General features: G+C 63.4%; 25 protein-coding genes, 1 tRNA gene and 1 pseudogene. 11 read left to right on the top strand and 16 right to left on the bottom strand.

Going from position 1 to position 24,858, the window contains the following annotated elements; genetic code table 11:
• Nucleotides 1-12 precede the first annotated feature (12 nt).
• Nucleotides 13-129 (top strand): annotated as a pseudogene (locus R6258_RS13805) (class I tRNA ligase family protein); the annotation flags it as partial.
• Nucleotides 130-136: 7 nt separating this feature from the next.
• Here R6258_RS13805 and R6258_RS13800 read toward each other — a convergent pair.
• Entirely contained in the window at nucleotides 137-727 is a 591-nt protein-coding gene (locus R6258_RS13800) for a hypothetical protein (protein ID WP_318451235.1), read from the bottom strand.
• Nucleotides 728-1,000: 273 nt separating this feature from the next.
• On the opposite strand from R6258_RS13800, the gene metG reads away from it, so the two are divergent.
• From metG to nth, 3 genes are read left to right on the top strand one after another with little or no spacing between them, the layout of a single operon-like run.
• On the top strand, nucleotides 1,001-3,043 hold the full coding sequence (metG, locus tag R6258_RS13795; RefSeq protein WP_318451232.1) for a methionine--tRNA ligase: 2,043 nt from the start codon (nucleotides 1,001-1,003) through the stop codon (nucleotides 3,041-3,043).
• Nucleotides 3,044-3,080: 37 nt separating this feature from the next.
• Nucleotides 3,081-4,019 (top strand): RnfABCDGE type electron transport complex subunit B, encoded by a 939-nt coding sequence (locus R6258_RS13790; RefSeq protein WP_318451230.1) that lies wholly within the window; start codon nucleotides 3,081-3,083, stop codon nucleotides 4,017-4,019.
• A gap of 55 nt (nucleotides 4,020-4,074) precedes the next feature.
• Nucleotides 4,075-4,713 (top strand): endonuclease III, encoded by a 639-nt coding sequence (nth, locus tag R6258_RS13785; RefSeq protein WP_318451227.1) that lies wholly within the window; start codon nucleotides 4,075-4,077, stop codon nucleotides 4,711-4,713.
• Nucleotides 4,714-4,723: 10 nt separating this feature from the next.
• Here nth and R6258_RS13780 read toward each other — a convergent pair whose 3' ends face one another.
• The 7 genes from R6258_RS13780 to R6258_RS13750 all read right to left on the bottom strand — a co-directional run bounded on the left by R6258_RS13780 (nucleotide 4,724) and on the right by R6258_RS13750 (nucleotide 11,421).
• Nucleotides 4,724-5,725 (bottom strand): ArsA family ATPase, encoded by a 1,002-nt coding sequence (locus R6258_RS13780; RefSeq protein WP_318451225.1) that lies wholly within the window; start codon nucleotides 5,723-5,725, stop codon nucleotides 4,724-4,726.
• Between the two features lie 38 nt (nucleotides 5,726-5,763).
• Nucleotides 5,764-6,045: a cory-CC-star protein gene (locus R6258_RS13775; protein ID WP_318451223.1), complete on the bottom strand. Its 282-nt coding sequence runs from the start codon at nucleotides 6,043-6,045 to the stop codon at nucleotides 5,764-5,766.
• 35 nt (nucleotides 6,046-6,080) lie between these two features.
• The gene (locus tag R6258_RS13770; protein WP_318451221.1) at nucleotides 6,081-7,760 is read right to left on the bottom strand and encodes a carbon starvation protein A; all 1,680 of its coding nucleotides are present in this window, start codon (nucleotides 7,758-7,760) and stop codon (nucleotides 6,081-6,083) included.
• Between the two features lie 154 nt (nucleotides 7,761-7,914).
• A complete protein-coding gene (locus tag R6258_RS13765; protein WP_318451219.1) occupies nucleotides 7,915-8,979 on the bottom strand; it encodes a DUF3524 domain-containing protein in 1,065 nt (354 codons plus the stop codon).
• Between the two features lie 70 nt (nucleotides 8,980-9,049).
• Nucleotides 9,050-9,715: a glutathione S-transferase gene (locus R6258_RS13760; protein ID WP_318451217.1), complete on the bottom strand. Its 666-nt coding sequence runs from the start codon at nucleotides 9,713-9,715 to the stop codon at nucleotides 9,050-9,052.
• A gap of 138 nt (nucleotides 9,716-9,853) precedes the next feature.
• Nucleotides 9,854-10,144 carry an HlyU family transcriptional regulator gene (locus R6258_RS13755; RefSeq protein WP_318451215.1) on the bottom strand — a complete coding sequence of 97 codons (291 nt, stop codon included), beginning with the start codon at nucleotides 10,142-10,144 and terminating at the stop codon, nucleotides 9,854-9,856.
• 56 nt (nucleotides 10,145-10,200) lie between these two features.
• Nucleotides 10,201-11,421 (bottom strand): argininosuccinate synthase, encoded by a 1,221-nt coding sequence (locus tag R6258_RS13750; protein ID WP_318451213.1) that lies wholly within the window; start codon nucleotides 11,419-11,421, stop codon nucleotides 10,201-10,203.
• 202 nt (nucleotides 11,422-11,623) lie between these two features.
• On the opposite strand from R6258_RS13750, the gene rnt reads away from it, so the two are divergent.
• Nucleotides 11,624-12,289 (top strand): ribonuclease T, encoded by a 666-nt coding sequence (gene rnt, locus R6258_RS13745; RefSeq protein ID WP_318451211.1) that lies wholly within the window; start codon nucleotides 11,624-11,626, stop codon nucleotides 12,287-12,289.
• A gap of 86 nt (nucleotides 12,290-12,375) precedes the next feature.
• Here rnt and R6258_RS13740 read toward each other — a convergent pair whose 3' ends face one another.
• Nucleotides 12,376-13,014 carry an HPF/RaiA family ribosome-associated protein gene (locus R6258_RS13740; RefSeq protein ID WP_318451209.1) on the bottom strand — a complete coding sequence of 213 codons (639 nt, stop codon included), beginning with the start codon at nucleotides 13,012-13,014 and terminating at the stop codon, nucleotides 12,376-12,378.
• Between the two features lie 245 nt (nucleotides 13,015-13,259).
• On the bottom strand, nucleotides 13,260-13,607 hold the full coding sequence (locus tag R6258_RS13735; protein WP_318451207.1) for a Grx4 family monothiol glutaredoxin: 348 nt from the start codon (nucleotides 13,605-13,607) through the stop codon (nucleotides 13,260-13,262).
• Nucleotides 13,608-13,893: 286 nt separating this feature from the next.
• On the opposite strand from R6258_RS13735, the gene argF reads away from it, so the two are divergent.
• Nucleotides 13,894-14,811 carry an ornithine carbamoyltransferase gene (argF, locus tag R6258_RS13730; RefSeq protein WP_318451205.1) on the top strand — a complete coding sequence of 306 codons (918 nt, stop codon included), beginning with the start codon at nucleotides 13,894-13,896 and terminating at the stop codon, nucleotides 14,809-14,811.
• A 32-nt stretch (nucleotides 14,812-14,843) separates the two neighbouring features.
• On the opposite strand, the gene R6258_RS13725 is transcribed toward argF, so the two are convergent.
• From R6258_RS13725 to R6258_RS13705, 5 genes are all read right to left on the bottom strand, one after another.
• Nucleotides 14,844-15,482 carry a glycosyltransferase gene (locus R6258_RS13725; protein WP_318451203.1) on the bottom strand — a complete coding sequence of 213 codons (639 nt, stop codon included), beginning with the start codon at nucleotides 15,480-15,482 and terminating at the stop codon, nucleotides 14,844-14,846.
• Nucleotides 15,483-15,501: 19 nt separating this feature from the next.
• The gene (locus R6258_RS13720) at nucleotides 15,502-16,113 is read right to left on the bottom strand and encodes an SAM-dependent methyltransferase (RefSeq protein WP_318451201.1); all 612 of its coding nucleotides are present in this window, start codon (nucleotides 16,111-16,113) and stop codon (nucleotides 15,502-15,504) included.
• On the bottom strand, nucleotides 16,110-16,862 hold the full coding sequence (locus tag R6258_RS13715; RefSeq protein WP_318451199.1) for a PIG-L family deacetylase: 753 nt from the start codon (nucleotides 16,860-16,862) through the stop codon (nucleotides 16,110-16,112). Before R6258_RS13715 ends, R6258_RS13720 begins: the two co-directional genes overlap by 4 nt.
• Before the next feature lie 2 nt (nucleotides 16,863-16,864).
• A complete protein-coding gene (locus tag R6258_RS13710) occupies nucleotides 16,865-17,962 on the bottom strand; it encodes an acyl-CoA dehydrogenase family protein (RefSeq protein WP_318451197.1) in 1,098 nt (365 codons plus the stop codon).
• Nucleotides 17,963-18,253: 291 nt separating this feature from the next.
• Nucleotides 18,254-19,939, bottom strand: coding sequence for a methyl-accepting chemotaxis protein (locus R6258_RS13705; protein WP_318451195.1), 1,686 nt, complete (start codon nucleotides 19,937-19,939; stop codon nucleotides 18,254-18,256).
• A 476-nt stretch (nucleotides 19,940-20,415) separates the two neighbouring features.
• On the opposite strand from R6258_RS13705, the gene R6258_RS13700 reads away from it, so the two are divergent.
• The gene (locus tag R6258_RS13700; protein WP_318451194.1) at nucleotides 20,416-20,526 is read left to right on the top strand and encodes a hypothetical protein; all 111 of its coding nucleotides are present in this window, start codon (nucleotides 20,416-20,418) and stop codon (nucleotides 20,524-20,526) included.
• Nucleotides 20,527-21,037: 511 nt separating this feature from the next.
• Nucleotides 21,038-21,319 carry a tyrosine-type recombinase/integrase gene (locus R6258_RS13695; RefSeq protein ID WP_318451192.1) on the top strand — a complete coding sequence of 94 codons (282 nt, stop codon included), beginning with the start codon at nucleotides 21,038-21,040 and terminating at the stop codon, nucleotides 21,317-21,319.
• 93 nt (nucleotides 21,320-21,412) lie between these two features.
• Here R6258_RS13695 and R6258_RS13690 read toward each other — a convergent pair.
• Nucleotides 21,413-21,488, bottom strand: a tRNA-Ala gene (locus tag R6258_RS13690).
• Nucleotides 21,489-21,683: 195 nt separating this feature from the next.
• Here R6258_RS13690 and uvrY point away from each other — a divergent pair.
• From uvrY to pgsA, 3 genes are all read left to right on the top strand, one after another.
• Nucleotides 21,684-22,331, top strand: a complete 648-nt coding sequence (gene uvrY, locus R6258_RS13685; RefSeq protein WP_318451190.1) for a UvrY/SirA/GacA family response regulator transcription factor — start codon at nucleotides 21,684-21,686, stop codon at nucleotides 22,329-22,331.
• Between the two features lie 87 nt (nucleotides 22,332-22,418).
• Nucleotides 22,419-24,233: an excinuclease ABC subunit UvrC gene (uvrC, locus tag R6258_RS13680; RefSeq protein WP_318451188.1), complete on the top strand. Its 1,815-nt coding sequence runs from the start codon at nucleotides 22,419-22,421 to the stop codon at nucleotides 24,231-24,233.
• 60 nt (nucleotides 24,234-24,293) lie between these two features.
• The gene (gene pgsA / locus R6258_RS13675; RefSeq protein ID WP_318451185.1) at nucleotides 24,294-24,842 is read left to right on the top strand and encodes a CDP-diacylglycerol--glycerol-3-phosphate 3-phosphatidyltransferase; all 549 of its coding nucleotides are present in this window, start codon (nucleotides 24,294-24,296) and stop codon (nucleotides 24,840-24,842) included.
• Nucleotides 24,843-24,858: the final 16 nt, after the last annotated feature.

Genomic DNA, 24,858 nt, shown 5'->3' with positions numbered 1-24,858 from the left:
CACAGAGCCGCCATGCCGACTACCGCCAACGCCAAGCGCAAGATCCTGGTCACCAGTGCCCTGCCCTATGCCAACGGCTCGATCCACCTGGGTCACCTGCTGGAGTACATCCAGCTCGATATATTCCTGTGCAGCATCAATAAAGCCGCGGCTTTGTAAACACCTCCATACAACCACTAGTAGCAGCAGTCACTATATTTTTCTGTTCACTCAAAGTATTGAAAGTTGACTTCAAACCATCCGAGACTATCTCACCAAACGAGACAGTGCATTTTTGATAATCTCTAACATCCCATTTGAAATATAACTCATAGTCATGACCCGACTTGAATCTTACTGTGATGGGCACACCACACGAGTAATTTAAAGCCCCTCCCTGCTCACTCCCGCTGAATAAAAAGGTGTAATTTTTACCAGTAGTTACGTAGACCTCTTTCGCAGCATTCTTATGGTATGACCACAGCGGAATTCCAAGGCGCTTGGGTTGGCTATTGAATAAAAAACCTTTTCTAAGACGCATCCATTCACGTTCGTTCGTCATGCAGCTTGAATCATCATATCCTCTGATCACCATAACTGACTCCGTTTCGGTTACAAAACGGACTCTTGCCCGATCCCCGCCTGTCGGCTCTTTGTAAGAAATAGAAGAGCAAGCAACCAACAACAAAGAAGCTCCTAGCGCCAAAATTATCCTTATCACTTGAATCCTCAATTTTAATATTTTCATTCCATTGGCCTCTGAACCAGCCGGGCCTTGGCAACATTTTTTACTAACCTCCATAAGGTTGAATCGGCTTGTGCGGCGAATCCTTTAGTGATTTCTCAACTACAAGGTAGAACGCCTAGCACTCGGCAGGCAGCTAGGGCTTGTGAACACGGCACCCGCACCACGGATGCACCCAGCCGTCAGGCGGGCTACAATCGCCCTTTCGTCCTAGCTCGTGTCCGAGTCTTAGCCGACGCCCGAACTCCTCGTTTTCGAACCTGTCACAGAGCCGCCATGCCGACTACCGCCAACGCCAAGCGCAAGATCCTGGTCACCAGTGCCCTGCCCTATGCCAACGGCTCGATCCACCTGGGTCACCTGCTGGAGTACATCCAGACCGATATCTGGGTGCGCTTCCAGAAGAGCCGCGGCAACGACTGCCACTATGTGTGCGCCGACGATGCCCACGGCACCGCGATCATGCTGCGCGCCGAGCAGGAAGGCATCACCTCGGAGCAGTTGATCGAGCGCGTCTCGAAGGAGCATCAGGCGGATTTCGCGCGTTTCGGGGTGGCCTTCGACAACTACCATTCGACGCACTCGGAAGAGAACCGCCTGCACAGCGAGCGCATCTACACCGCACTGCGCGACGCCGGTCACATCTCGACCCGCGACATCGAGCAGATGTACGACCCGGTCAAGGGCCTGTTCCTCGCCGACCGTTTCATCAAGGGCACCTGCCCCAAGTGCAAGACGCCGGATCAGTACGGCGACAACTGCGAGGCGTGCGGCGCGACCTACACCCCGGCGGAATTGATCGACCCCGTGTCGGCGATCTCCGGCGCCACGCCGGAAGTGCGCAGCTCCACCCACTACTTCTTCAAGCTGCCCGACTTCGCCGAGTTCCTGAAGGGCTGGGTACGCCCCGGCCACGTCCAGCCGCAGATCGCCAACAAGCTGCAGGAGTGGTTCGCCTCGGGCCTCAACGAGTGGGACATCTCCCGCGACGCGCCCTACTTCGGCTTCGAGATCCCCGACGCGCCGGGCAAGTACTTCTACGTCTGGCTGGACGCGCCGATCGGCTACCTGGCGAGCTTCCAGCACCTCTGCGATCGCGAAGGCATCGACTTCGACAGCTACTGGAAGAAGGACTCCGACGCCGAGGTCTATCACTTCATCGGCAAGGACATCGTCTACTTCCACGCGCTGTTCTGGCCGGCGATGCTCGAAGGCGCGAACATGCGCACGCCCAGCGCCGTCAATTGCCACGGTTTCGTCACCGTCAACGGCGCCAAGATGTCCAAGTCACGGGGCACCTTCATCAAGGCCGAGACCTACGCCGAATACCTGAATCCCGAGTACCTGCGCTATTACTTCGCCGCCAAGCTGACCGCCGGCGTCGACGATCTCGATCTCAACCTCGAGGACTTCGCCTACCGGGTCAATGCCGACCTGGTCGGCAAGGTGGTCAACATCGCCAGCCGCTGCGCCGGCTTCGTCAAGAAGCTCGGCGACGGCAAGCTCGCCGAGCGTGTCGGCCAGCCCGAACTCGTCCAGCGCGCCATCGACGCCGGCGAGGCGATCGCCGAGGAGTACGAGGCGCGCGAGTTCGCCCGCGCCATGCGCCGGATCATGGAGCTTGCCGACGAGGCCAATGCCTATATCGCCGAGGCCGAGCCCTGGGTACTGGCCAAGCAGGAAGGTCGCGAGCAGGAGGTACTGGACATCTGCTCGGTGGGCATCAACCTGTTCCGCCAGTTGATGGTCTACCTGGCCCCGGTGGTGCCCGCCATGGCCGAGCAGGCACGCGTCTTCCTGAATCTCGACAGCCTCGCCTGGGAGAGCCGCCACACGCTGCTCGAAGGCCACAGCATCAACAAGTTCAAGCCGCTGATGACGCGTATCGAAGGCGACCGGATCGACGCCATGATCGAAGCCTCGAAGGAGGACCTCGCCGTGGAGAAGAAGTTGAAGGAAACCCCCAAGGGCCCGCTCGCCGACGACCCCATCGCTGCGGAAATCGCCTTCGACGATTTCGCCAAGGTCGACCTGCGCATCGTGCGCATCGCCAAGGCCGAATACGTCGAGGGCGCCGACAAGCTGCTCAAGCTGACGCTGGATCTCGGCGGCGAGACGCGCACGGTGTTTTCCGGCATCCGTAGTGCCTACGCGCCCGAGGCGCTGGAAGGCCACCTGACGGTGATGGTCGCCAACCTCGCCCCGCGCAAGATGCGCTTCGGCGTTTCCGAGGGCATGGTGCTGGCCGCCGGTGGCGGCGATGGCATCTACCTGCTGGAGCCGCACAGCGGTGCAGAACCCGGCCAGCGCGTTACTTGATTAGCCGATTACCCGCGACTGCATGCAGGTAAACGATATGAGCGTCACGCTGATCGATGCCATCGACGCCGAATTGCCGCAGACGCAGTGCGGCAAGTGTGGCCATCCGGGCTGTCGTCCCTATGCCGAGGCGATCGCCGCCGGCGAGGCGATCAACCGGTGCCCGCCGGGCGGCGAGCGTACCGTGGTGCGGCTGGCCGGGCTCACCGGCCGCCCGGCCGAGCCGCTGGCTCAGCCGGCCGAATCGCCGCAGGTCGCGGTGATTCGCGAGGACGAATGCATCGGCTGCACCAAGTGCATCCAGGCCTGCCCGGTCGACGCCATCCTGGGCGCCGCCAAGCAGATGCATACCGTGCTCGCCGGCGAATGTACCGGCTGCGAGCTGTGCGTCGCGCCCTGCCCCGTGGATTGCATCGACATCGTGCCCCACCCGGACTGGCAGATGGCGTTGAGGCCGGCCGACCAGGAGGGCTTTCTCGCCCGCCGCGCGACACTCGGCCGCCGGCGCTTCGAGGCGCGCCAGGCCCGTTTGCGGCGCCAGGCCGATGAGCGCCGGCAACGCCGCGAGCGCCGCCAGGCGGCGGCTCACAAGCCAGCGCCCGAGGACTCCGGCCCGCCCGCCGATGCGGCAACGCTCAAGGCGTCGCGCGCGACGCTGGCGGTGGCGCTCAAGCGCCTGGAACGCAAACGACAAAGGACCGCGACCGACGACGAGCGCCGCGAACTCGACACGCGCATCGCCGAGCACCGGACGCGGCTCGACGAGATTGCCCGCCAGCTCGACGGCCAGACACCGCCGGCCGCTCGGGACAACCGCCAGCGGCTGGCGCAAAACGCCGCCGAGCAGGCACTACGTCGGGCACGAGCGCAACTCGCCCACGCCGAGCGCCAGCACGACACGGCGGCCATCGATGCCGCCCACGTTCAGATCGCCCAGGCCCAGGCGATGCGCGACGCCGCCCGGCAGCGCCACTGACCCTGTTCTTCAATAACGCGTCCTCGAAGAGCCTCGTCCCCGTATTCGGAATGCCATGAACGCCCAGAAACGCCAAGCCATATTCGCCCGCCTGCGCGAGCACACCCCCGAGCCGACCACCGAGCTCAACTGGACCACGCCGTTCGAGCTGCTGACCGCGGTGCTATTGTCGGCACAGGCCACCGACGTCGGCGTCAACAAGGCCTGCGCACGGCTGTTCCCGGTGGCCAACACCCCGCAGGCGATCCTCGATCTGGGCATCGATGGGCTCAAGGAACACATCAAGACCATCGGCCTGTACAACACCAAGGCCGAGAACCTGATGAAAACCTGCCGGATGTTGGTCGAGCAATACGGCGGCGAGGTACCGCAGACCCGCGAGGCGCTCGAGGCGCTGCCCGGCGTGGGCCGCAAGACCGCCAACGTGATCCTCAACACCGCCTTCGGTCAGCCGACGATCGCCGTGGACACGCATATCTTCCGGGTCTCCAACCGTACCCGCATCGCCCCCGGCAAGAACGTCGTCGAGGTCGAGCAGAAACTGCTGCGCCACGTGCCCCGGGAGTTTCGCCGCGACGCCCACCACTGGCTGATCCTGCATGGCCGCTACACCTGCGTGGCGCGCAAGCCGCGTTGCGGCAGCTGCGTGATCGAGGATCTCTGTGAGTACCCCGACAAGCTCGATATCGGCTAGGCTCTTCCCTCTAGAATCCCGCCGCTTCCAGCCGATCGGCAAGCGTCTCGAGCGAGTCCAGCCCTTGGACGTCGCTGTCCAGCCACGGCAGACGGGGCCGCGGCAGGTGACCAAGCTGGGCGTCGATACGCTCCAGGTAGATCGCCTCCTGTTCGCGTCGGCGGCGCAGGAAGTCGCCGTCGGCATCGTCCGGGATCACCCGGTTGACCAGCGTGCCGGCGATCGGCACGCCGGCAGACTCCAGCGTCTGAACGGCGCGCACGGTTTCGAGGATCGGCAGGCGCTCGGGGGTCATCACGAACAGGAAGGCGCTCTGCGCGGGGTCCTCGATCGCGCGTCGCGCGCGATGCAGCAGCCGGCGGCGTTCGAGCAGCGTCTCGGCGATGTCGCGGGTGCGCGAATCGAGGCCGTCGTTGGCACTCTGCTGCGGGTCGTCGAACGGCGAGTCGACATCGCGCCCCGGGGTGAGATGCTTGAGCACCTTGCCGAGCTGCTCGGAGCGCCGGTTGTGCGCCAGCAGGCCGTCGGTCCAGGCGGCCATCGCCTCGGGCAACGTGAGCAGACGCAGGGTGTGGCCGGTGGGCGCGGTGTCGAAGACGATCGACTCGTAGTCGCGTCCCTCGTCGAGCATCAGCCGCGCCAGGCGCTCGAGCAGCGCCGCTTCCTGGGTGCCCGGCGATTGCCGGGTGAGCTGCATCTGGCGCTCGAGTTCGCGCATCATCTCGGGCGCGGCAAAGCGCTGCATGTGCGCGGTGACCCGCTTCAGGTGGGCGTCGACCTCGCTATCCGGATCGATCTCCAGGGCGTCGAGGTTGGGCAGCAGGCGCTGCGGCCGATCGCTCAATGGCCGCGCGAAGACATCGCCCAGGCTGTGCGCCGGGTCGGTCGAAACCACCAGCACGCGACGGCCACGCCGGGCGGCGAGCACGGCCAGCGCCGCGGCCACCGTGGTCTTGCCGACCCCGCCCTTGCCCCCGACCCACAGCAGGTGGCGCATGAGTAGCGAGTCCATGATATTTCTCTTGGTCGAATTGGCGCTCCGTATCACGACTAGCAGCAGCGGAAATGATCGAGCGGCGAGCGCTCCATGCCCATCCGCCGGTGCCAGTCGTGAAAGCGTTCGAGCAGCAGCGGCTGGAGCTCCAGCGTGTAATAGGCCGCCGGGTTGGGCACGCCCATCAGCTCGCTGAACACCAGCAGCATGAACAGGTCGTCCTCGTCGCGTCGTGCCCGGGCGACCGCCCCGCGGTACGGCGCCGCATAGACCTCCTCGCTGTAGTGGCGCAACTGCGCCAGCCAATGGCGCAGGCGCTCGCGGCGCGAATCGCTCATTGCGGTCTCCTCACGGCTCTTTCGTCTCTATTGGTTCAGGCCTCGGGCGACTCGAGCATTTCCCGGCGCTGACGCCTGAGCGCCGAGGCGGCTTCGAAGGCGACGAAGATCGAGGCGATCAATACCACGATATCCAGGCACAGCAGGAAGTAGTTGCCCTCGCTGTAGAAGCCCTTGAGCTGGGTCAACAGCGCCAGGATGGTCATCGCCAGCAGAAAGCACAGCGGTACCAGTGCGTAGCGGATCGGGCGACGCCGGCGTACCAGCATCACGCAGATCACCAGCAGCGTGAGCCCCGCCAGCAACTGGTTGGTGGTGCCGAACAGCGGCCAGATGATCATCCCCCCCGAGCCATCGGCGCCGCCGGCCCCGAAGGCCAGCAACAGGCAGCTGCCGACCGCCAGCAGCGTGGCCGGCAGCGGCTTCTTCATCCACTCGAGGCGATAGATATCGCCCCACTCCTGAAAGATATAGCGCTGCAGGCGCAGGCCGGTGTCCATGGTGGTGCCGGCGAACAGCGCGGTCATCACCGTCAGCAGCGTCGAGGCGGTGGCCTCGGGCAGGCCGATGCCGTTCTGGATCAGGTAGGCGCCGCCCTGCACGAAGGCACCCACACCGTTCTCGCCGAACGCCTGATACATGCCGCGCCAATCGGCGAGGCTGGCGAAGCCCGCCGCGGTGGCGAGGATCGCCGCCAGCGCCAGCGCGCCCTCGCCCACCGCGCCGAAATAACCGACGAATCGCGCGTCGGTCTCGCGATTGAGCTGCTTGGAGGTGGTCCCCGACGCCACCAGCCCATGGAAGCCGGAAATCGCCCCACAGGCGATGGTCACGAACAACAGCGGAATCAGCGAAGGCGTGCCCTCCGGCACCTGCTGATTGAACATCGGCGCGACCATCGCCGGGTTGGCGAGCACCACCGCGCCATAGAGGATGATCAGGCCGATGAACAGTTGCAGCCCGTTGATGTAGTCGCGCGGCTGCAGCAGCATCCACACCGGCAACAGCGAGGCGATCCCGGCGTAGCCGAACAGGATCAACACCCACAGCGCGTTGCCCGAGACGCCGCCGACCTGGTCCGGCATGGGCAGAGGCACCGCCGGGCCGACGGCGATCAACGCGTAGAGCGCGATCACGCCGAGCAGCGACACCACGGGCAGGCTGATCATCCGCCGGTAGATCAGTTGGCCGATGACCAGGGCCACCGCGATCGCCCCCCAGACCGGCACCACGGCGCTGGGAAAGTCCATCATCAGCCCGGCGATGACCACCGCGAACACCGCGTTGACCATCAACAGCACCAGGAAGATGACGATCATGAACAGGCTGCGCGCACGCTTGCCGACCACGTCGCCGGTCAGCGAGCCCACCGAGCGCGCGCGGTTACGCACGCTGGCCCAGATCGCCCCGGCATCGTGCATGCCGGCGAAGAACACGGTGCCGATCACCACCCACAGGAAGGCCGGCAGCCAGCCCCAGATCACCGCGATCGCCGGGCCGACGATCGGCGCGGCGCCGGCCACCGAGGTGAAATGGTGCCCCCACAGCACGAAGCGGTTGGTCGGGACGTAGTCGACGCCATCCTCGTAGGCATGGGCGGGGGTTTCGAAGTCCGGGTCGAGTCCATAGACCCGCCGGGCAATGAAGGCGGAATACACAAAATAGCCGAGCGCCATTCCGCCCAGCCCGAGCAGCATCAGGATCGTCGCGCTCATCGCCTACTCCTTGTCTGTCGTTGTCGTCGACGCTTGCTAACGAGCGAGTGTTATCAGCGTAGCCAAGCGTCAAAGCGAACGACAAACAGTGATGCAGGCCCCATGTACCAAGCGGCCGGGAGATCATGCGAGGATACCGCGCCCCCCACCGATGCTACACGCCCAGCAGGCGCCGATAGGCGTCACGCCAGGCCGGCCATTGCCAGACGCGCGCATCGGGCAACGCGGGACGCGAAGCCGGCTCGCTCAGCCACTGCGCGAGACGCGCCTCGAGCGCAACCTGGCTGCCCGCATAGCGGCAGGCCTCGGGATAGAACTGTGGAAAACACAGCCGATCCGGTACCAGCGGCAGGCAGCCCCGCTGCACCGCTTCCATGATCGCCAGGCCCTGGAATTCATGATGCGTGGTCGAAACGACGATCGAGGCGCTGTCCAGCATCGCACGATAGGCCTCGACGGGCTGTTCGCCCCAACACACTACGCGCTCGCCGAGCCATTCCCGCGCCTCGTCGAAGACCGGCGGTCGCTGGCGGAACTGCTGGCCCATCACCGCGACCTCGAAGTCGATGCCGCGCTCGCTCAGCGTCGCCAACGCGGCGAAGAACGTCTCGGGATTCTTGTCGTATTCCCAGCGGTGATTCCAGACGATGCGTCGGGCATGGCGCGACGCAGCCGCCCGGGCCGACGATAAAGGCGGTTCATCGAGCGGCACCGGTAACACCTGCGCCTGTGCCGCGAGGCGATCGAGCCGGGGCCCGATGGCCGGCTTGTCGGGCATGCGGCTCAGGAAGTCGCTCACGCCCGCAACGAAACTGTCGCGGTTGTAGGCGCTGTTGAACGCCACCCTGTCGGCGGCCAGCGCCGCGTAGAGATTGACCATCAGCGGCTCGGGACGCAGCGGCTGGTTCGGCGAACGCGGAAAGGCGAACTGGTTCTCGTGGAAATAGACCACCTTGTGCGCCCGCGCCAGCGTCGGGAACAGCCCGATCAGCGTCGCCAGATCGACCATCGATGTCGCCAGGACCAGGTCGTAGGGCTCGGCCAGCAGATTCGCCCGCTCGCTCAGCCAGATCAATGGGTTGCCGCGTACCCGCCACTGGAAATGGCGAGGCGGCAATTCGAGCAGCGTCCAGTCGATATCGGGGAACTCGCGCAACAGCCCCCGCGTCCAGTGGCGATGGCTGACGGCGGCATAGCCGGATAGCAATAGGGCTTTCACAACAGGGCCTTCACGCAAGCTTGGGAGTGTCCTTTGGCGGTTTTCTCTGGCAAGGCATCTCTTCGGCGGGCTACATCGCGAACTCGCCGCCCCTCTCGATGGCGCGCCGATAGGCGGGACGTTCGCGCATCCGCGCCAGGCAGGCCGTCAAATGGGGGCGCTCGCCCAATCCGCCACGCGCCCCCCGCGCCAGCAGCGGAAAGCTCATCTGGATGTCCGCGGCGGTGAAGTGCTCGCCAGCGAACCAGGTCGAGGCGGTCAGTTCGCTTTCCCAGAAGTCCAGATGACGACGCATCTGCGGCTCGAGATATTTCGCTTTGACCCCGTTGGCCAGCGCGCGCCCGAACGGGCGCATCACCAAGGGCACCGGCGGCTTGCCGAGCCGGGTGAATACCAGCGACATCACCAGCAAGGGCATCGCCGAGCCTTCGGCGTAATGCAGCCAGTAGCGGTAGCGGCGGTACTCGGCACTGCCCGCCGGTGGCACCAGCCGGTACTGACGATCGTAGGTCTCGATCAGGTAATCGATGATCGCCCCGGATTCGGCGACGGTGATCTCGCCATCGACGATCACCGGCGACTTGCCCAATGGGTGGACCTGCTTGAGCGAATCCGGCGCCAGCATCGTTGCAGGGTCGCGATGGTAGCTGACGATCTCGTAGTCGAGCTCCAGCTCCTCGAGCAGCCACAGCACGCGCTGCGAACGCGAGTTTTCCAGATGATGAACACGAATCATGACCAACCTCCTGAAGGCGGCCCCCAGTGTGCCCTCCGCCATGCGCCGAAGCCAACCACGACGATACGGCCCATCTTCCGCGCATAAAAAAACGGCACCCTGGAAGGTGCCGTTGCGCGTCAAGGTCGGACGCCGAGGTCAGCGCTTCTTGAACATCTCGTCGCCGAGATCGTCGACGAAGCGCTTGGCCTTGTTCAGGGTCAACTCCACGCAGGCCTCGCGGGAGGCGACCACGTCCGAGCGCTCGAAGCGATGCTCGAGCGTCTCGCCGCCCTCGACCGGCTTGCGGATCCAGCCGCTGACCCGGTATTGGCCGCCGGTGTCCTGTGGCTCCGGAGTGATCAGATAACCGCGGTATTCGGTCGCGGGGATCTCTTCGTCATTGACGTCACCGGTCCGAAACAGACCGTCGATGAGCCGTTTGAGCATGCCTTCCTCCTTGCAGGACGTGGCCGGCCTGGACACCCGGTCCGGCCAGCCGCCCGTTAATCGGCCTGGCGGCCCTTGCCGGCGGCGATCCGCAAGCGCAGCGCATTGAGCTTGATGAAGCCTTCAGCATCCTTCTGATTGTAGGCGCCGGCGTCATCCTCGAACGTCGCGATCGACTCGTCGAACAGCGACTGCTCGGACTTGCGGCCCACCACGCTGGCGCTGCCCTTGTAGAGCTTCAAGCGTACCACGCCGTTGACGTAGGTCTGGGTCTCGTCGATCGCCGCCTGCAGCATCTTGCGCTCGGGGCTCCACCAGTAGCCGTTGTAGATCACCTCGGCGTACTTGGGCATCAGCTCGTCCTTCAGGTGCGCCGCTTCGCGATCCAGGGTGATCGACTCGATGGCGCGATGGGCGCGCAGCATGATGGTGCCCCCCGGCGTCTCGTAGCAGCCGCGCGACTTCATGCCCACGTAGCGGTTCTCGACGATGTCGAGACGGCCGATGCCGTTGTCGCCACCCAGCTTGTTGAGCCTGGAGAGCACCTCGTGGGGGGCCAGGCGCTCGCCGTCGATGGCGACGATATCGCCCTTCTCGAAGGTCAGCTCGATGTAGGTGGGCGTATCCGGTGCGGCTTCGGGAGCCACGCTCCAGCGCCACATATCCTCCTCGGCCTCGGCCCACGGATCCTCGAGGATGCCGCCCTCGTAGGAGATGTGCAGCAGGTTGGCATCCATCGAATAGGGCGACTTCTTCTTGCTCTTGGAGAAATCGACCGGAATCTGGTGCTGCTCGCAGTAGTTCATGAGCTTCTCGCGGGAGGTCAGGTCCCACTCGCGCCACGGCGCGATGACCTTGACCCCCGGCTTGAGCGCGTAGGCGCCGAGCTCGAAGCGCACCTGGTCGTTGCCCTTGCCGGTGGCGCCGTGGGAGATCGCGTCGGCGCCGGTGGCGTTGGCGATCTCGATCAGGCGCTTGGCGATCAGCGGCCGAGCGATGGACGTGCCCAGCAGGTACTCGCCTTCATAGATGGTATTGGCGCGGAACATCGGATAGACGTAATCGCGCACGAACTCCTCGCGCAGGTCCTCGATGTAGATCTCCTTGACCCCCAGCGCCTGGGCCTTGCTGCGCGCCGGCTCGACCTCCTCGCCCTGGCCGATGTCGGCGGTGAAGGTCACCACCTCGCAGTCGTAGGTTTCCTGCAGCCATTTGACGATCACAGAGGTATCCAGACCGCCGGAATAGGCGAGGACTACCTTTTTGACATCGGACATCGGGAGCTCCTTGTGACTCATGACATGGGCGATGACGCCAGTGGCTGGCGTCGACACCGCGACTTGGCGATCGGCCGATTATAGCGCCCAGGGCGGGCGGCGAATACCGCCGCGGTGGGGACGCCCCGCAAGTGAGATGCTAGACTCTCGGCCATTGCGCGCGGGGCGACCGCGAAGGAGCGACTCTGGACGGGAGAGAGGCATGACCGAAGCGAACGCCCAAGGGCTGATGGCACAGCGTTTCCGCAGCTTTATGCCGGTGGTGGTCGACCTGGAGACCGGCGGCTTCAACGCCCAGGGCGATGCCATTCTGGAAATTGCCGCTGTTACCCTGAGCATGGACGCGCTGGGCAATCTGATGCCCGAGGACACCTACGCCTTTCATGTCGAGCCTTTCGCGGGCGCCAACATAGATCAGGCGGCGCTGGACTTCACCGGTATCGATCTCGACAATCCGCTGCGCAAGAACGTCGCGCTAACCGAATCGCAGGCACTGGGCGAGATATTCCGCCCGGTGCGCAAGGCGATCAAGGCCAACAACTGCACCCGCGCGATACTGGTCGGCCATAACGCCGCCTTCGACCACACATTCCTCAACGCCGCGATCGCCCGCTGCGGCATCAAGCGCAATCCCTTCCATCCCTTCTCGAGCTTCGATACGGCGACCCTCTCCGGGCTGGTCTATGGCCAAACCGTGCTCGCCCGCGCCTGTCGCGCCGCGGGGATCGAGTTCGACAACGCCGCGGCGCACTCGGCGCGCTACGATACCGAACGCACCGCCGAGCTGTTCTGCGCCATCGTCAATCGCTTCAAGGACCTGGGCGGCTGGGATCTCGCCTTGCGCGAGCAGGGTATGGAAGAAGACTGAACCTTTCAGAGGGCGGCCCAGCACTGTATGGCGGGATGGTAATGCGCGCCCCGATGAGCAGGCTCACCGGGGCGCGCCTAATGCCTTCAGGGGCGACGCTCCCAACCGGCAGGTTGGCTGATATCGTTCTCGACATCCTGCGAGCCGGCGACTCCGGGCTTGTCGATGATCTGAACCGTGCTGGCCTGAGGCCCCTTCTCCCCCGCTTCGGGCTCGAAACGCACCTGTGAGCCCACGGTTAGCCGCTCGAAGTCATTGTGCAGTACGGAATTGCGGTGGAAATAGATTTCCTCGCCGCTGAGGTTCTTGAGAAAGCCGTAGCCTTCCTCCTCGAACATGCGTACCACGGTAGCCACCGGCGGCATCGCCTCGTCACCCTCGGAGTGCTTGATCTTCTTGGCCTCGCGCTTGCCGCTCTCCTTTTTCAGCTGCTTTTCCATCGCCTCGAAGGCGTGCTTGATGATCGGGCGCAGTTGGACCTGCATGTCGGTGACCGTATCGGTCTTCTCGGCGACCAACTCGCGCTTGGCGGGCAGCGAGACCGAAACATGAGCGCGATAGGGGTTGCCGTTACGGTGCGGGTTCTGTGTCTGCTCGATGGTGAAGCGACAGGAAATGATGTTGTCACTGAAGTGTTCGAGCTTTTCGACGCGTGATTTGACGTAGTCGTCGATCCACTCGGAACGGGAAATATGGTTGTAGGTGATCTCCAGTGGTACCTGCATCGGGGGTCTCCCTTTCATGCTCATTGCGAGGCCGATCCGCTCGACCCCTCCATAGTTCAGCGTGATGGCCGCGCACGCGCATTTCAACGGCAGGATCAGGCAATTTCGTATCCGCGCGTATCCCCTCGGCTCATGCGGCCGAACTCAAGAGGCGAGCACAACAGGCATTCACAAAAAAGGCCCGCGAGCATGAACTCGCGGGCCCTGCCTGGACGGCAGTTGGCTACGCTACGCCAGACGCCGGATCAGGCCTTGTCGCCCTGCTCGGCGCCGGCCTTGGCGGCGGCGTCCTTGATCAGCGTCTCGAGTTCGCCGTTCTGATACATCTCGACGACGATGTCGCAACCGCCGACCAGCTCGCCGTGGACCCACAACTGGGGAAACGTCGGCCAGTTTGCGTACTTGGGCAGCTCGGCGCGGATATCGGGATTGTCGAGGATATTGACGAAGGCGAAGCGTTCGCCGCACGCCATCAGCGCCTGCACGGTCTGCGCCGAAAAACCGCACTGCGGCAGCTGCGGGGTGCCTTTCATGTAGATCAGGATCGGGTTTTCGGCGATCTGTTGCTGGATGTTCTCTAGGGTCGTACTCATGGGACCTTCCTTACCGGGGCACCGCGGAATTCGGCGATGCCGCGTTACCGGTGAATGTTGGCGTGCCGGCCATTTTACGCGCCTCGCCGGGCGAAAGCAGCCCTGCCCCGCCAAGATCGCACACCGCGCGTTGCGTCGCTTCCGGCCTGTGGCTAGGATAGTCGTCTTTCGCACGGCCGTGTGCTGCGACGCACCATGGCCGGGGCGCCGCTAGCGCTGGTGGGCAACGACTCATCAGGGTACGGCGCCCTTTTCGTTCGCGGCCTGCCGATGACAGGAGCTAGCCATGGCGACACGCCACTTTCTGACCCTGCTGGACCTTACCCCCGACGAGCTCGGCTACCTGATTCGTCGCGCGGTGACCATCAAGAACGGACTCAAGACCCACGGGCCGACCTATACCCCGTTCACCAACCGCACGCTGGCGATGATCTTCGAGAAGTCGTCGACCCGCACCCGGGTCTCGTTCGAGACGGCGATGGCCCAGTTCGGCGGCCACGCGCTGTTCCTCTCGCCGCGCGACACGCAACTGGGCCGCGGCGAACCGATCGCCGATACTGCGCGCGTGCTCTCGGAGATGGTCGACGCGGTGATGATCCGGACCTTCTCGCACGCCAGCCTTGAAACCTTCGCCGCGGCCAGCGATGTGCCGGTCATCAATGCCCTGACCGACGACTACCACCCCTGCCAGTTGCTCGCCGATGTCATGACCTGGAGCGAATGCCGCGGCGCGGTGCGCGGCAAGACCGCCGTGTGGATCGGCGACGGCAACAACATGTGCCACTCGTGGATCAATGCGGCCCGCCAGTTCGATTTTCAACTGCGCGTCTGCTGCCCGGAGGGCTACGAGCCCGACGCGGCGATCCTCGCCGCCGCCGGAGAGCGCGTCTCGATCATGCGCGACCCGCAGCAGGCGGTCGCCGGCGCCAACCTGGTGACCACCGACGTCTGGGCATCGATGGGCCAGGAGGAGGAGCAGGCCAAGCGCGCCCGAGCCTTCCAGGGCTTTCAGGTCGACGAGGCGATGCTCGACGAGGCCGCCGATGACGTGCTGTTCCTGCATTGCCTGCCGGCCCATCGCGGCGAGGAGATCAGCGAGACGCTACTCGACGACCCGCGCGCGGTGGTCTGGCAGGAAGCCGGCAACCGGCTGCACGCCCAGAAGGCCCTGCTCGAATTTTTGATGCTCGGTCGAGTGGACTGAGCGTTCGTTCCCACCCCGTGCGACGGGGCGGTTCATTTCAGCGCCTTCATCAACGCGCCGAAGCCCTCCGGCGCGCGGGCATCCTCCCGCGCGCTGGTGGTGACCCGCGCCGTACGGTCCCAAGCGATGCGGTAGCCGTCGGCTTCCAGGGCACGCACCAGTTGCACGTCCTCGTGACAGCGCAACGGCCTGAAGCCGCCTACCGCCTGGTAGGCCAGTGCGCAGACTCCGAGATTGGCGCCATAGATACGCTGATCGCCGTGATCGTAGCCCAGATAGCTTTGCCGCAAGCCGGCAGGCAGCCGCTCCCACTCGGCCAGCCGAATCCCCCCGCAGACCACGTCGCTGCCCGCATTGCACTGCGAGGCCAGCCAGTCGTCGCTGACTCGGCTGTCGGCATCGGTAAACGCCAGCCAGCGCGCACCGTGCGCCAGCAGCCATTGGGCACCGGCGTGGCGCGCCATGCCGACATTGGGACCGGCGACTTCGATGATAGCTACCGGATAGCGCCGGGCGATCGCCGCCGAGCCGTCGCGACACGCATCGAGCACCACCGCCACGCTGACCGTTTCGCCGCCCAGCCGCGGGTGGTCGATTGCTGTAAGCAGCGCCTCGAGACAGCCTTCGAGGTAAGCCTCCTCGTTGTGCGCCGGTACCACCACGCCGATCATGTGACGAGTTCCTTTCGAGTCATAACAGCCCCTCCTGTTGGGCCAACGAATCACTTACCCGCGACCAAAGATCGATCACCAGATCGGCTTCGTGGTGATGCACGACCGATTGCAATCCAGGTATCGCGTCCAGCAGCCGATGGACGCCATCGCCATCCAGTTCACCGCCCTGGATCGGGTGCCGCCAATGACAGGCCAGCAACTCGCCGCCGGGAGCCAGCGACTCAGCGATATGCTCGCGCGCCTCGAGCAGCTGGGCACGCGACAGGAAATAGCCGATTTCACTGAACACGATCAAGTCGAATTCGCCGCTCGGCCAGACATGCGGCACCCAGCCAGAGGCGAAGGTCACGACATCGGCATCCCGGCCCGCCGCAGCCATCCTGCCATGCGCCGCAGCGAGCGCCGCTTCGCTGGTGTCCCAGGCCAGCAATACATCGCAGCGCGCAGCCAACTCGGCGGTCAGCACGCCGATCGAGCAGCCGGGTTCGAACGCACGGGCGTAGCGCTCCCGGGTCAGCGCGGCAAGCGTCAGGGCACGCTTGCGGGCCTCGTACCAGGAGGTCTCGTAGTGCCACGGGTCGGCACTGCGGGCGTACAGCGCCTTGAAATCATCCGGCCCGAAGCTCATTGCAGGACGACCTCGAACGGACGCAGCAGCCGCGCCAGCGCCGTCTCGGGCAGCACCGGTCCCTGGCCGGTCGAGGCATCCTCGCCGAGTTGACTGACATGGGCTTCGATCGCTGCACGCTTGGCGGCCAGTTGATCCGGAGTCAGTACGATGCGTCGCGCGCGCTGCCAGGGTACGCGCGGGTCGCCGGGCCACGACCAATGCCAGGCCCATACCGGCGTCTCGAGCATGCCGCAGCCTGCCGCCTGGACCGCTTGGGCACAGATACGCCCACAAGCCTCGTGATCCGGATGGCCATCGCCGCGCCAAGTAGTCACGACCACATCGTCCGGGCGCAGGAACCGCCCGAGCCACCCCAGCAGCCGGCTCGCCTGCTCCGCGACCCGGGTGTCGCTCAGCCCCAGGCGCTGGACGTCGACAGCGCCTGCGCCCAACCGTTGCAAGGCCTCGCGACTCTCGCGCGGGCGCTCGCGGGCCAGCCGCCCGGGCGTCCAGACATTCGATCCGGGGTGGCTACCGGCGCCATCGGTGACGGCGACCAGCACCACCTCGCGCCGCGCTTCCAGCAGACGCAGCATGAACCCGCCGCAAGCAAGGATCTCGTCATCTGGATGGGGCGCGACGACGACCGTCCGCTGCCCCTCGGCGACCAGCTCGCCAGGCGCGATGGCGGGCAGCGTCGCGAGACCCGCCCAGTCGGCTTCCGGCGTCCCCGCCCCTTCGATGCGGCGATCGTCCCCAGACGGCATTGCTAAAGCTCCCAGGGCGAGACATCGGGCGATGCTTCTGACACCGCTCCCCCAGCGGCGATATACCGGCCGATGCCTGCCAGGTCGTGCTCGGCGTGGCTCTGGCGCACATAGACCGGCAAATCGGCAACCATTCGTGCGAACGCCGGGTCCCGGCAGTAGGGGCCGGCGCCCAGCCCGCGCCCGCAGTGATGGATGACCTGCTCGACGACCTGCTCGATCTTGGCCCGGGTGCGCTCGGCCACCAGCCAGGCGTCGCGGCCAGGATTGGCGTCGATCCACTGCGCGCTCTCGCGCAGCATCGCGGCGCCGCTGGCCAGCGCCACATCGACGGCGCCCAGATGAGCGCTGAGATGAGGATCGTCACTGCGCGCCCCCTTGGCTTGCAGCGTCTCGACGAGCCGGCGGGCGCCGCCGAACCAGCAAGCAGCGATTCCCGCGCCACCGTGCCAGAAGCCGTAGCGCTGCAGATAGCCATCCGGCGGGCCGACCAGCATGCCCCGGGCGCCGTCGAATAGGACGTCGACGCTGGCGGTGGCGGCCATGCCGACCGCTTCCCAACCCTCATTGCTGATCGTCACTCCCGGCTGTTCCAGCTCGACCAGCACCAACCGCTGGTGCTCGCCATGCCAGGCGGTGATCAAGGCATGCGAGAGAACTGGCGCGCCCGAGCACCATGCCTTGCGACCGTCGAGGCGAACCTGGCGTGAGGGAGCCTGAGCGCATGGCCCTGAAGAGGATGGGTTGTCGGTAATCGACACTCTTGCGAAAGGCGGTTCGGCAGCCCACATGCCGATTAAGCCGCTCGGCGGCAGGCATTCCTGAGCGCTCCATTCATCGATGATCGCCAACGCATCGGTATGACCTTCGAAGAGCTTGGCCAGTCCCAGATCATGACTAGCGACTGCGGCGAGCATTCGCCAACGCTCCAGCGTGTTACCTTTGCCTGGTAGCGGCAACTGATCGCCGCCCCCGTCGATCAGACGCTGCAACTGAAGTGCCAGTGAATCTATCGTCACGGCCGGTGCCGGGAATTCCTGTCGCAAGTGGCGAATCAGGCAGTCGTGAAGATCATGGCTCGATTTCTCGGCATTGTGCATGTGTCTTCCTTTGACATTGATCGTCCTTCTTGGCCGCTGGCAGGTTCCCATGTGCACGCCGTTACTGGAGCATGCACCTGCCAACCCAAGCATAGCCACCGAACGCACGTTGAGCAGCGGCGAATTTTAACAATAGTTTATAAGGTGCCAAGCGGCTTTCCGAGCACCTTCGCCATCGCCGCGAGAGCGCCGCGGCTATCGACGAAGCGACAAAAAACCCGACCGCAAGGGCCGGGCTTTGTCTGCCTGCACCAGTAGCTCTAGCAATGGCTGCCTGGAGATGGCCGTGTCTTAAAACGCCTCCCATTCCTCCGTCGCTGTCGCACGTGCATGAGCTACGGCTTTCTTGGCCTGAATAGGCGCTTGGGCTTGCTGCCTTTCGGCTTTGGCGATGCTGGGCAGCGCTTGGGGAGACGATGTAGCAGTTGCACCGGCGACCCGGAACGTGGCGATGAGCGCCGACAACCGCTCCGCCTGGTCTTCGAGAGAAGCCGCCGCGGAACTCGTCTGCTCGACCAGTGATGCGTTCTGCTGCGTCACTGAGTCCATCTGGGTCACGGCAACATTGATCTGATCGATGCCACCGTTTTGCTCATGCGTTGCCGCCGCGACCTCAGCCATGAGTTTGGAAACCTTGCCGATGGCCTCGACGGTCTCGTTGATGGTCTTCCCGCTCCGCTCAGCCTGTTCGGCGCCCGCTTCAATACGAGTTGAAGTCGTTTCGATCAGGCTGCGAATCTCCTTGGCGGATTCAGCGCTACGACTGGCTAGCGACCGAACCTCGCTGGCCACCACCGCGAACCCACGCCCCTGCTCTCCCGCACGTGCCGCTTCGACCGATGCATTGAGCGCCAGAATGTTGGTCTGGAAGGCGATTGAGTCGATGACGCCGATGATTTCGTTGATCTTGCGAGCGCTTTCCTCGATCGAGCGCATCACATCGACCGTCTGCTGGACCTCACGGCCACCCTCTTCCGCTTTGCGGGAGGCCTTCGTGGATAGTTGGTCGGCCTCGTTGGCGGCGTCAGCATTCTGGCGCACCGTGGAGGCCATCTGTTCCATGCTCGATGCCGTCTCCTGTAACGCAGAAGCCTGCTCCTCGGTACGTGACGACAGGTCCTGGCTGCCAGACGCGATCTCGCGGGCCCCTGTGAACACATTGTCGCTACTGCTGCGCAGAGACCGCACCAACTCAACCAGTTTGCCCTGCATTTCTTTCAACGAGGCGAACAATTGACCGATCTCGTTGGTACCCCGATCATCGATACGTGCCGTGAGATCCCCCTTGGCAATACGATCGAAATGGTCGACCGTTTCTTGAAGGGGCTTGACCACCATGCGAATCATAGCCACGCGTACAAGGTAGGCGGCCAGCAAGGCAAGTATCAGTAGAGCAATGGCAGCCGACTTAACGATCGATGAAGTGCGATCGTTTTCGGCGATCAGCGTTCTGCCACGAGCCTCGGCGTAATGAATGAACTCACGCACAGCTTGATCAAAGGCTGCGGATCGCTCGCTCAGCTCAAGCAATTGAAAGCGTATTTCGAAACGCTGGGGATCTTGCACGAGAGGCCGGAGCGTTTCATCGACCAAGGCCGCCCAAGTCGCTTTAACGGCATCGACATAGGGGTCTCTACGGCTATTTTCTCCCATGTGAATTGACTCAAAGCTGGCAAAGCGCTGTTCGGCCTGCTCTAGCGCCACCCGGCTTTTCTCGGGCAACTGAGTCACCTCGGAGCTAGCCGCTTGCGCGCCAATGGCACTCGCATACTGCTCGAGCATCGCTCGCGCACTCATCAGATTCACCTGGGCGCGGTTGAGCGTATTGCTCTGCTTGACATTGATCTCGGCCAGCTCATGTATTGCCTGGCTACTGGAGTTCATGGAATACATCCCCAGCGCACTGATGACCCCCAGCATTGCGACGAGCACAAAAAGCGCCGCCGTCAGACTGCCCTTTACGGACCAGTTTTTCATTTTCTTACCTTAGTTAACTTAAAGTTACTTAGCTCATGGTTCTCACGCACCCTCGCTATCGGCAGCACGCAAGAAAAATGAATAAGTCGGAAGACGTTTTTGGCAAACGGCGGCAACGTCGCGGTGAGCGGCAGCAATGGAACGGCCGCCAGTGCAAGGAAGCGCATGGTCCGGACGGTCAGGTCTTGGAAGGGATGGCAACGCTGGCAGGAAGCCAAGGATGGTAGTCGAGGATCCCAGACGGCTTATCCTTACTGCAGATGCACTCTATTCATGCATCCTGCTAAACCCAGCCAGGCCTCCCCCTTGGGCTGGGCCTTTTACTAGCTGCTTCTCCTGTACGTCCCGTAGGTCCTAATGGGCCATGTACAGGGCATGAAAAAAGCCGCTTGAGCGATGCCGATCACGCAGAGTGAGTTGGCCGACGCGACCGGCATCACCTCAATCGAGTATTCCAGTCTCTGCGTGCCGACGGCTTGATAGAGAACCAGGGAAAGCAGCTGCAAGTCCTTGACTGGGAAAGATTGAAGCGGTCAGGCGGAAAGGCTTCTCTCATTCCTTGGTCTTCTTGCAAAGCCCCTTTTTGAGGATCTCGATCTGCTGGTCGGAGTCAGGATCTGCGTACTTGACCATGGTACGAGTCACATCGCGATGCACCATGGTCTCTATATATTCATCATAAGTCGTGATAAAAGTTTTGCAGTAACGGCAGCACAACGTATCGCTGCCCTTAGGAGATCCCTTCCATCGATTCATCCTATGACAATGTGGGCATTCTACTTTCCGTGATGGGTTGAGCATGGCTTTCTGCCCCCTGTCGGTGTTCTATTTTCCGACTATAGCGGCTCGCTATTTAATGGCATATGCAGAATGCGAATGCATACGAGACATCACGACCCTTTACGCCAAGTCAGTAATCGGTAACCTCATATCCTCCCGCGGTTGCCTTATGTCACCCAGATAGGAGACGTCCCTGCCCGTTGGCGACAGCGGGCCATCATCCAGCGTTCTCGCCTGGTGTCGCCGGTGTCGCCCTATATCGTGCATCGCGTGCACTAGCGCATCACCACAGAGACCAAGACGCACAGCCATTGGAGCATGGTTCCCGAGGACATGATCAGTAAGGAGTTCGCGAGGCTGCACGTGAAGCTGCCCGAGATTGCCAAGATTGAATCTCGGCAGAGACCGAGCTTTCACGAGATACGGCCTCTCGGCTCGAAATTGCTAGAGGATAGAGGCGCAGACCTCGGCGATATTCAGGTATTGATGAGCCATGCAGACGAGTCGATGACCCAGCACTACCTAGATGGACACGGCATTCGATGGCAGGAAGCGAAGGGCCCGGGACGGGGAATGGCGCGCCTTCTCGGCAGCGGATAAGCCCGCCAGCCGTGTCGAATTTCCCAGTTTTTACCAGCGCACGAAAAAGCCGCCTAGAGCATGGCTCTAAGCGGCTGATTCATAGAAGCTTTTTGGTGGAGCCTACCGGGATCGAACCGGTGACCTCAACACTGCCAGTGTTGCGCTCTCCCATCTGAGCTAAGGCCCCATGCACTTGGATATGCGTTTGCCAAGCGACGGCGCGCATAGTAAGCAAGCCGACCGTATGAGTCAAGCGATCCAGATCAAAAGCTGTCTCTGGCGTCAGCATGGCGGTTGCCAGTAAACTGAGGAACCAGGCAACCAGATTTGCCGTCCAAGCCGGCATGCAAAGACTGGCATCGCGTTGACAGCAGGAGCGCTTTTGATTCGGGTTCTAGTCGCAGACGACCATCACATGGTTCGCACCAGCATCGCACGCATGCTGGATGCCGAAGAGGGGCTTCGTGTCGTCGGCGAAGCCGCCGACGGCGAGGCAGCCATTAGCCAGTGCCGCAAGGTCCGGCCGGATATCGTGCTCATGGATATTCGCATGCCGGGCATTGGCGGCCTCGAGGCGACCCGCAAGATCACACGCGGCATGTCGGACATCAAGGTGCTGGTGCTGACCGCCTATCTCGAGGACACCTTCGCTCAGCGCCTGCTCGACGCGGGCGCCAGCGGCTTCATCAGCAAGGGTAGCGAGCTCGACGAGATGGTCCATGCGATTCGTCAGGTTCACGCCGGGCAGCGTTTCATCAGTTCCGAGATCGCTCAGCGGCTGGTGCTGTCCAAGCTCGAAAGCCAGGACAATCCCTTCAACCAGTTATCCAGCCGGGAACTCCAGGTGGCGATGATGATCGTCAACTGCCACAAGGTCAGCGAGATTTCCGACAGCCTGTTCCTCAGTCCCAAGACCGTGAATACCTACCGCTACCGCATCTTCGAGAAGCTGGGCGTACAGTCCGACGTCGAGCTGACTCACATGGGGCTGCGCTTTGGTTTGGTCGACGGCTACGAAAACCCGGCCTGAGACACCATCGGGCCGGCGATCTGCTATTCTATCCGCCCTTCCTGGGAACGTATCCAACTGCCTCTTCACCGATGAAAGCGAACTGGCATGAGCTTCGACGCCAAACATTTTCTCAAGAACGTGAGCGAATCGCCGGGCGTTTACCGAATGCTCGACGCCGATCAAAACGTGCTGTACGTCGGCAAGGCCAAGCGGCTCAAGGCGCGCCTGGCCAGCTATTTTCGCGGTGCGTTGAACGCCAAGACGCAGGCGCTGGTGTCACGCATCGCCGACGTCCAGGTGACGATCACGCGCAGCGAAACCGAGGCGCTGCTGCTCGAGCAGACCCTGATCAAGGAACTGCGGCCGCCCTATAATATCCTGCTGCGCGACGACAAGTCGTATCCCTACGTGTTTGCCAGCGAGCGCCATCCGTACCCGTCACTGGAATTCAAGCGCGTCCGGCACAAGCGCAACGACGGCCGCTACCTCGGCCCATTCCCCAGTTCCAGCGCGGTGCGCGAAAGTCTGGCCCTGATGCAGAAGATCTTTCGCATCCGCAACTGCGAAGATAGCGTGTTCGCGCATCGTGCCCGGCCCTGCCTGCAGTACCAGATCAATCGCTGTAGCGCGCCCTGCGTCGACTACATAGACCAGGCGGACTATCGTCGCGACCTGGAGCACGCGATCCTGTGTCTCGAAGGCAAGAGCGAACTGGTCACCGAGCAATTGACGGCGGCCATGGAAACCGCCAGCCAGGCGCTCGATTTCGAGGAAGCCGCGCGCCTGCGCGATCAGATCCAGCAACTGCGTCGCCTGCAGGAGCGCCAGATAGTCGATACCGGTAGCGGCGAGGTCGATGCCTTCGCGCTCGCCGAGCGGCCCGGCGGCCTGTGCATCAGTGTCCTGACGATACGCCAGGGGCGGGTGCTCGGCGCGCGCAATTATGCGCCTGAAAACGGCCTCGACCTGGCCAGCGGCGAACTGCTCGGCGAATTCATTAGCCAGTATTATCTCGGCCAGGGTCGCGAAGTGCCCAGCGAAGTACTGGGCAGTCACGCCCTACCCGATAGCGAACTGCTGCAGTCGGCGTTGAGCGAGCACGCCGCACGCCGGGTGCGCGTCGCCCATCAGGTGCGTGGTCACCGCGCCCAGTGGCTGCAACTGGCACGCACCAACGCCGAACAGCACCTGGCCAGCGAGATGGCCAACCGTAGCCAGCTTTCCAGGCGCTTCGAGGCATTGCGCGAGGCGTTGACCATGGACACCCCTCCTCAACGCATCGAGTGCTTCGATGTCAGTCACAGTCACGGCGAGGCGACGGTCGCCTCGTGCGTGGTGTTCGGGCCCGACGGCCCCATGAAATCGGACTATCGGCGCTTCAACATCGAGGGCGTGGCTGCCGGCGACGACTATGCCGCCATGCGCCAAGCGCTGGAGCGGCGCTTCAAGCGCCTGCAGAAGGACGAAGGCAAGTGTCCCGACGTGCTACTGGTGGATGGCGGCAAGGGCCAGTTGAACATGGCACGAGAGGTTTTCAGCGAACTGGGCGTCGTCGGCGTGCAGCTAGTCGGCGTCGCCAAGGGCACCACGCGCAAGCCGGGCCTGGAAACGCTGTTTCTGGAAACGGTCGACAACACCCTGAACCTGGATAGCGGCTCGCCGGCATTGCATCTGATCCAGCATGTGCGCGACGAGGCGCACCGCTTCGCCATTACTGGCCATCGTCAACGTCGCGACAAGGCACGCCGCACCTCGACCTTGCAGGACATACCCGGCGTCGGGCCCAAGCGTCGCCGCGAACTGCTACGCTTTTTTGGCGGTTTACAGGGGGTGCGCCACGCCACCCGTGAAGAGCTCGCCCGCGTGCCCGGCATCAGCGCCAACATGGCGACGGCCATTCATCAGGCCCTGCATGGATGAGGCGGGAGCGGGCAGGTACAATGAGCCCTCCGATCATCGGCAAGGACGACCCAAGCAGCAATGAATATACCCAACCTACTGACGTTGGCGCGCCTCGTCTTCATTCCCCTGCTGGTGATCCTGTTCTATCTGCCATTCGCCTGGAGCCTGCCCCTCACCGCCGCCCTGTTCGGACTGGCGGCGGTCACCGACTGGCTGGACGGCTACCTGGCCCGGCGCTGGGACCAGAGCACCCCGTTCGGCGCCTTCCTCGACCCGGTTGCCGACAAGGTCATGGTCGCCGTCGCCCTGGCGCTGCTGGTCGAACGCTTCGATTCCGCCCTGTTGACCTTGCCGGCACTGGTGATCATCGGCCGAGAGATCGTCATTTCTGCGCTGCGCGAGTGGATGGCCGAAATGGGCAAGCGCGCCAGCGTCGCCGTGTCATGGATCGGCAAGATCAAGACGACGCTGCAGATGGTTGCCTTGCTGTTGCTGCTCGGGACTCCGCCGGGTACCTGGATCGCCAACCTCGGTGTGGTGACACTCTATATCGCCGCGATCTTGACGCTGTGGTCGATGCTGCAGTACCTGCGTGCCGCTTGGCCGGAGCTCACCCGTTCGCTGTGAAATGCGGATAAGCGTT

The sequence above is a fragment of the Halomonas sp. HP20-15 genome, assembly GCF_033446685.1.
Classification (GTDB): domain Bacteria; phylum Pseudomonadota; class Gammaproteobacteria; order Pseudomonadales; family Halomonadaceae; genus Modicisalibacter.
The sequence above is the reverse complement of the archived record's forward strand: the minus strand, read 5'-3'. Positions and strand labels throughout refer to the sequence as shown.

Bases quoted from the DNA above. Each gene is read 5' to 3' on its own strand.
- R6258_RS13800 (WP_318451235.1), bottom strand. From the start codon at position 727: ATGAAAATATTAAAATTGAGGATTCAAGTGATAAGGATAATTTTGGCG.
- metG (WP_318451232.1), top strand. From the start codon at position 1,001: ATGCCGACTACCGCCAACGCCAAGCGCAAGATCCTGGTCACCAGTGCC.
- R6258_RS13790 (WP_318451230.1), top strand. From the start codon at position 3,081: ATGAGCGTCACGCTGATCGATGCCATCGACGCCGAATTGCCGCAGACG.
- nth (WP_318451227.1), top strand. From the start codon at position 4,075: ATGAACGCCCAGAAACGCCAAGCCATATTCGCCCGCCTGCGCGAGCAC.
- R6258_RS13780 (WP_318451225.1), bottom strand. From the start codon at position 5,725: ATGGACTCGCTACTCATGCGCCACCTGCTGTGGGTCGGGGGCAAGGGC.
- R6258_RS13775 (WP_318451223.1), bottom strand. From the start codon at position 6,045: ATGAGCGATTCGCGCCGCGAGCGCCTGCGCCATTGGCTGGCGCAGTTG.
- R6258_RS13770 (WP_318451221.1), bottom strand. From the start codon at position 7,760: ATGAGCGCGACGATCCTGATGCTGCTCGGGCTGGGCGGAATGGCGCTC.
- R6258_RS13760 (WP_318451217.1), bottom strand. From the start codon at position 9,715: ATGATTCGTGTTCATCATCTGGAAAACTCGCGTTCGCAGCGCGTGCTG.
- R6258_RS13755 (WP_318451215.1), bottom strand. From the start codon at position 10,144: ATGCTCAAACGGCTCATCGACGGTCTGTTTCGGACCGGTGACGTCAAT.
- R6258_RS13750 (WP_318451213.1), bottom strand. From the start codon at position 11,421: ATGTCCGATGTCAAAAAGGTAGTCCTCGCCTATTCCGGCGGTCTGGAT.
- rnt (WP_318451211.1), top strand. From the start codon at position 11,624: ATGACCGAAGCGAACGCCCAAGGGCTGATGGCACAGCGTTTCCGCAGC.
- R6258_RS13740 (WP_318451209.1), bottom strand. From the start codon at position 13,014: ATGCAGGTACCACTGGAGATCACCTACAACCATATTTCCCGTTCCGAG.
- R6258_RS13735 (WP_318451207.1), bottom strand. From the start codon at position 13,607: ATGAGTACGACCCTAGAGAACATCCAGCAACAGATCGCCGAAAACCCG.
- argF (WP_318451205.1), top strand. From the start codon at position 13,894: ATGGCGACACGCCACTTTCTGACCCTGCTGGACCTTACCCCCGACGAG.
- R6258_RS13725 (WP_318451203.1), bottom strand. From the start codon at position 15,482: ATGATCGGCGTGGTGGTACCGGCGCACAACGAGGAGGCTTACCTCGAA.
- R6258_RS13720 (WP_318451201.1), bottom strand. From the start codon at position 16,113: ATGAGCTTCGGGCCGGATGATTTCAAGGCGCTGTACGCCCGCAGTGCC.
- R6258_RS13715 (WP_318451199.1), bottom strand. From the start codon at position 16,862: ATGCCGTCTGGGGACGATCGCCGCATCGAAGGGGCGGGGACGCCGGAA.
- R6258_RS13710 (WP_318451197.1), bottom strand. From the start codon at position 17,962: ATGCACAATGCCGAGAAATCGAGCCATGATCTTCACGACTGCCTGATT.
- R6258_RS13705 (WP_318451195.1), bottom strand. From the start codon at position 19,939: ATGAAAAACTGGTCCGTAAAGGGCAGTCTGACGGCGGCGCTTTTTGTG.
- R6258_RS13695 (WP_318451192.1), top strand. From the start codon at position 21,038: ATGGTTCCCGAGGACATGATCAGTAAGGAGTTCGCGAGGCTGCACGTG.
- uvrC (WP_318451188.1), top strand. From the start codon at position 22,419: ATGAGCTTCGACGCCAAACATTTTCTCAAGAACGTGAGCGAATCGCCG.
- pgsA (WP_318451185.1), top strand. From the start codon at position 24,294: ATGAATATACCCAACCTACTGACGTTGGCGCGCCTCGTCTTCATTCCC.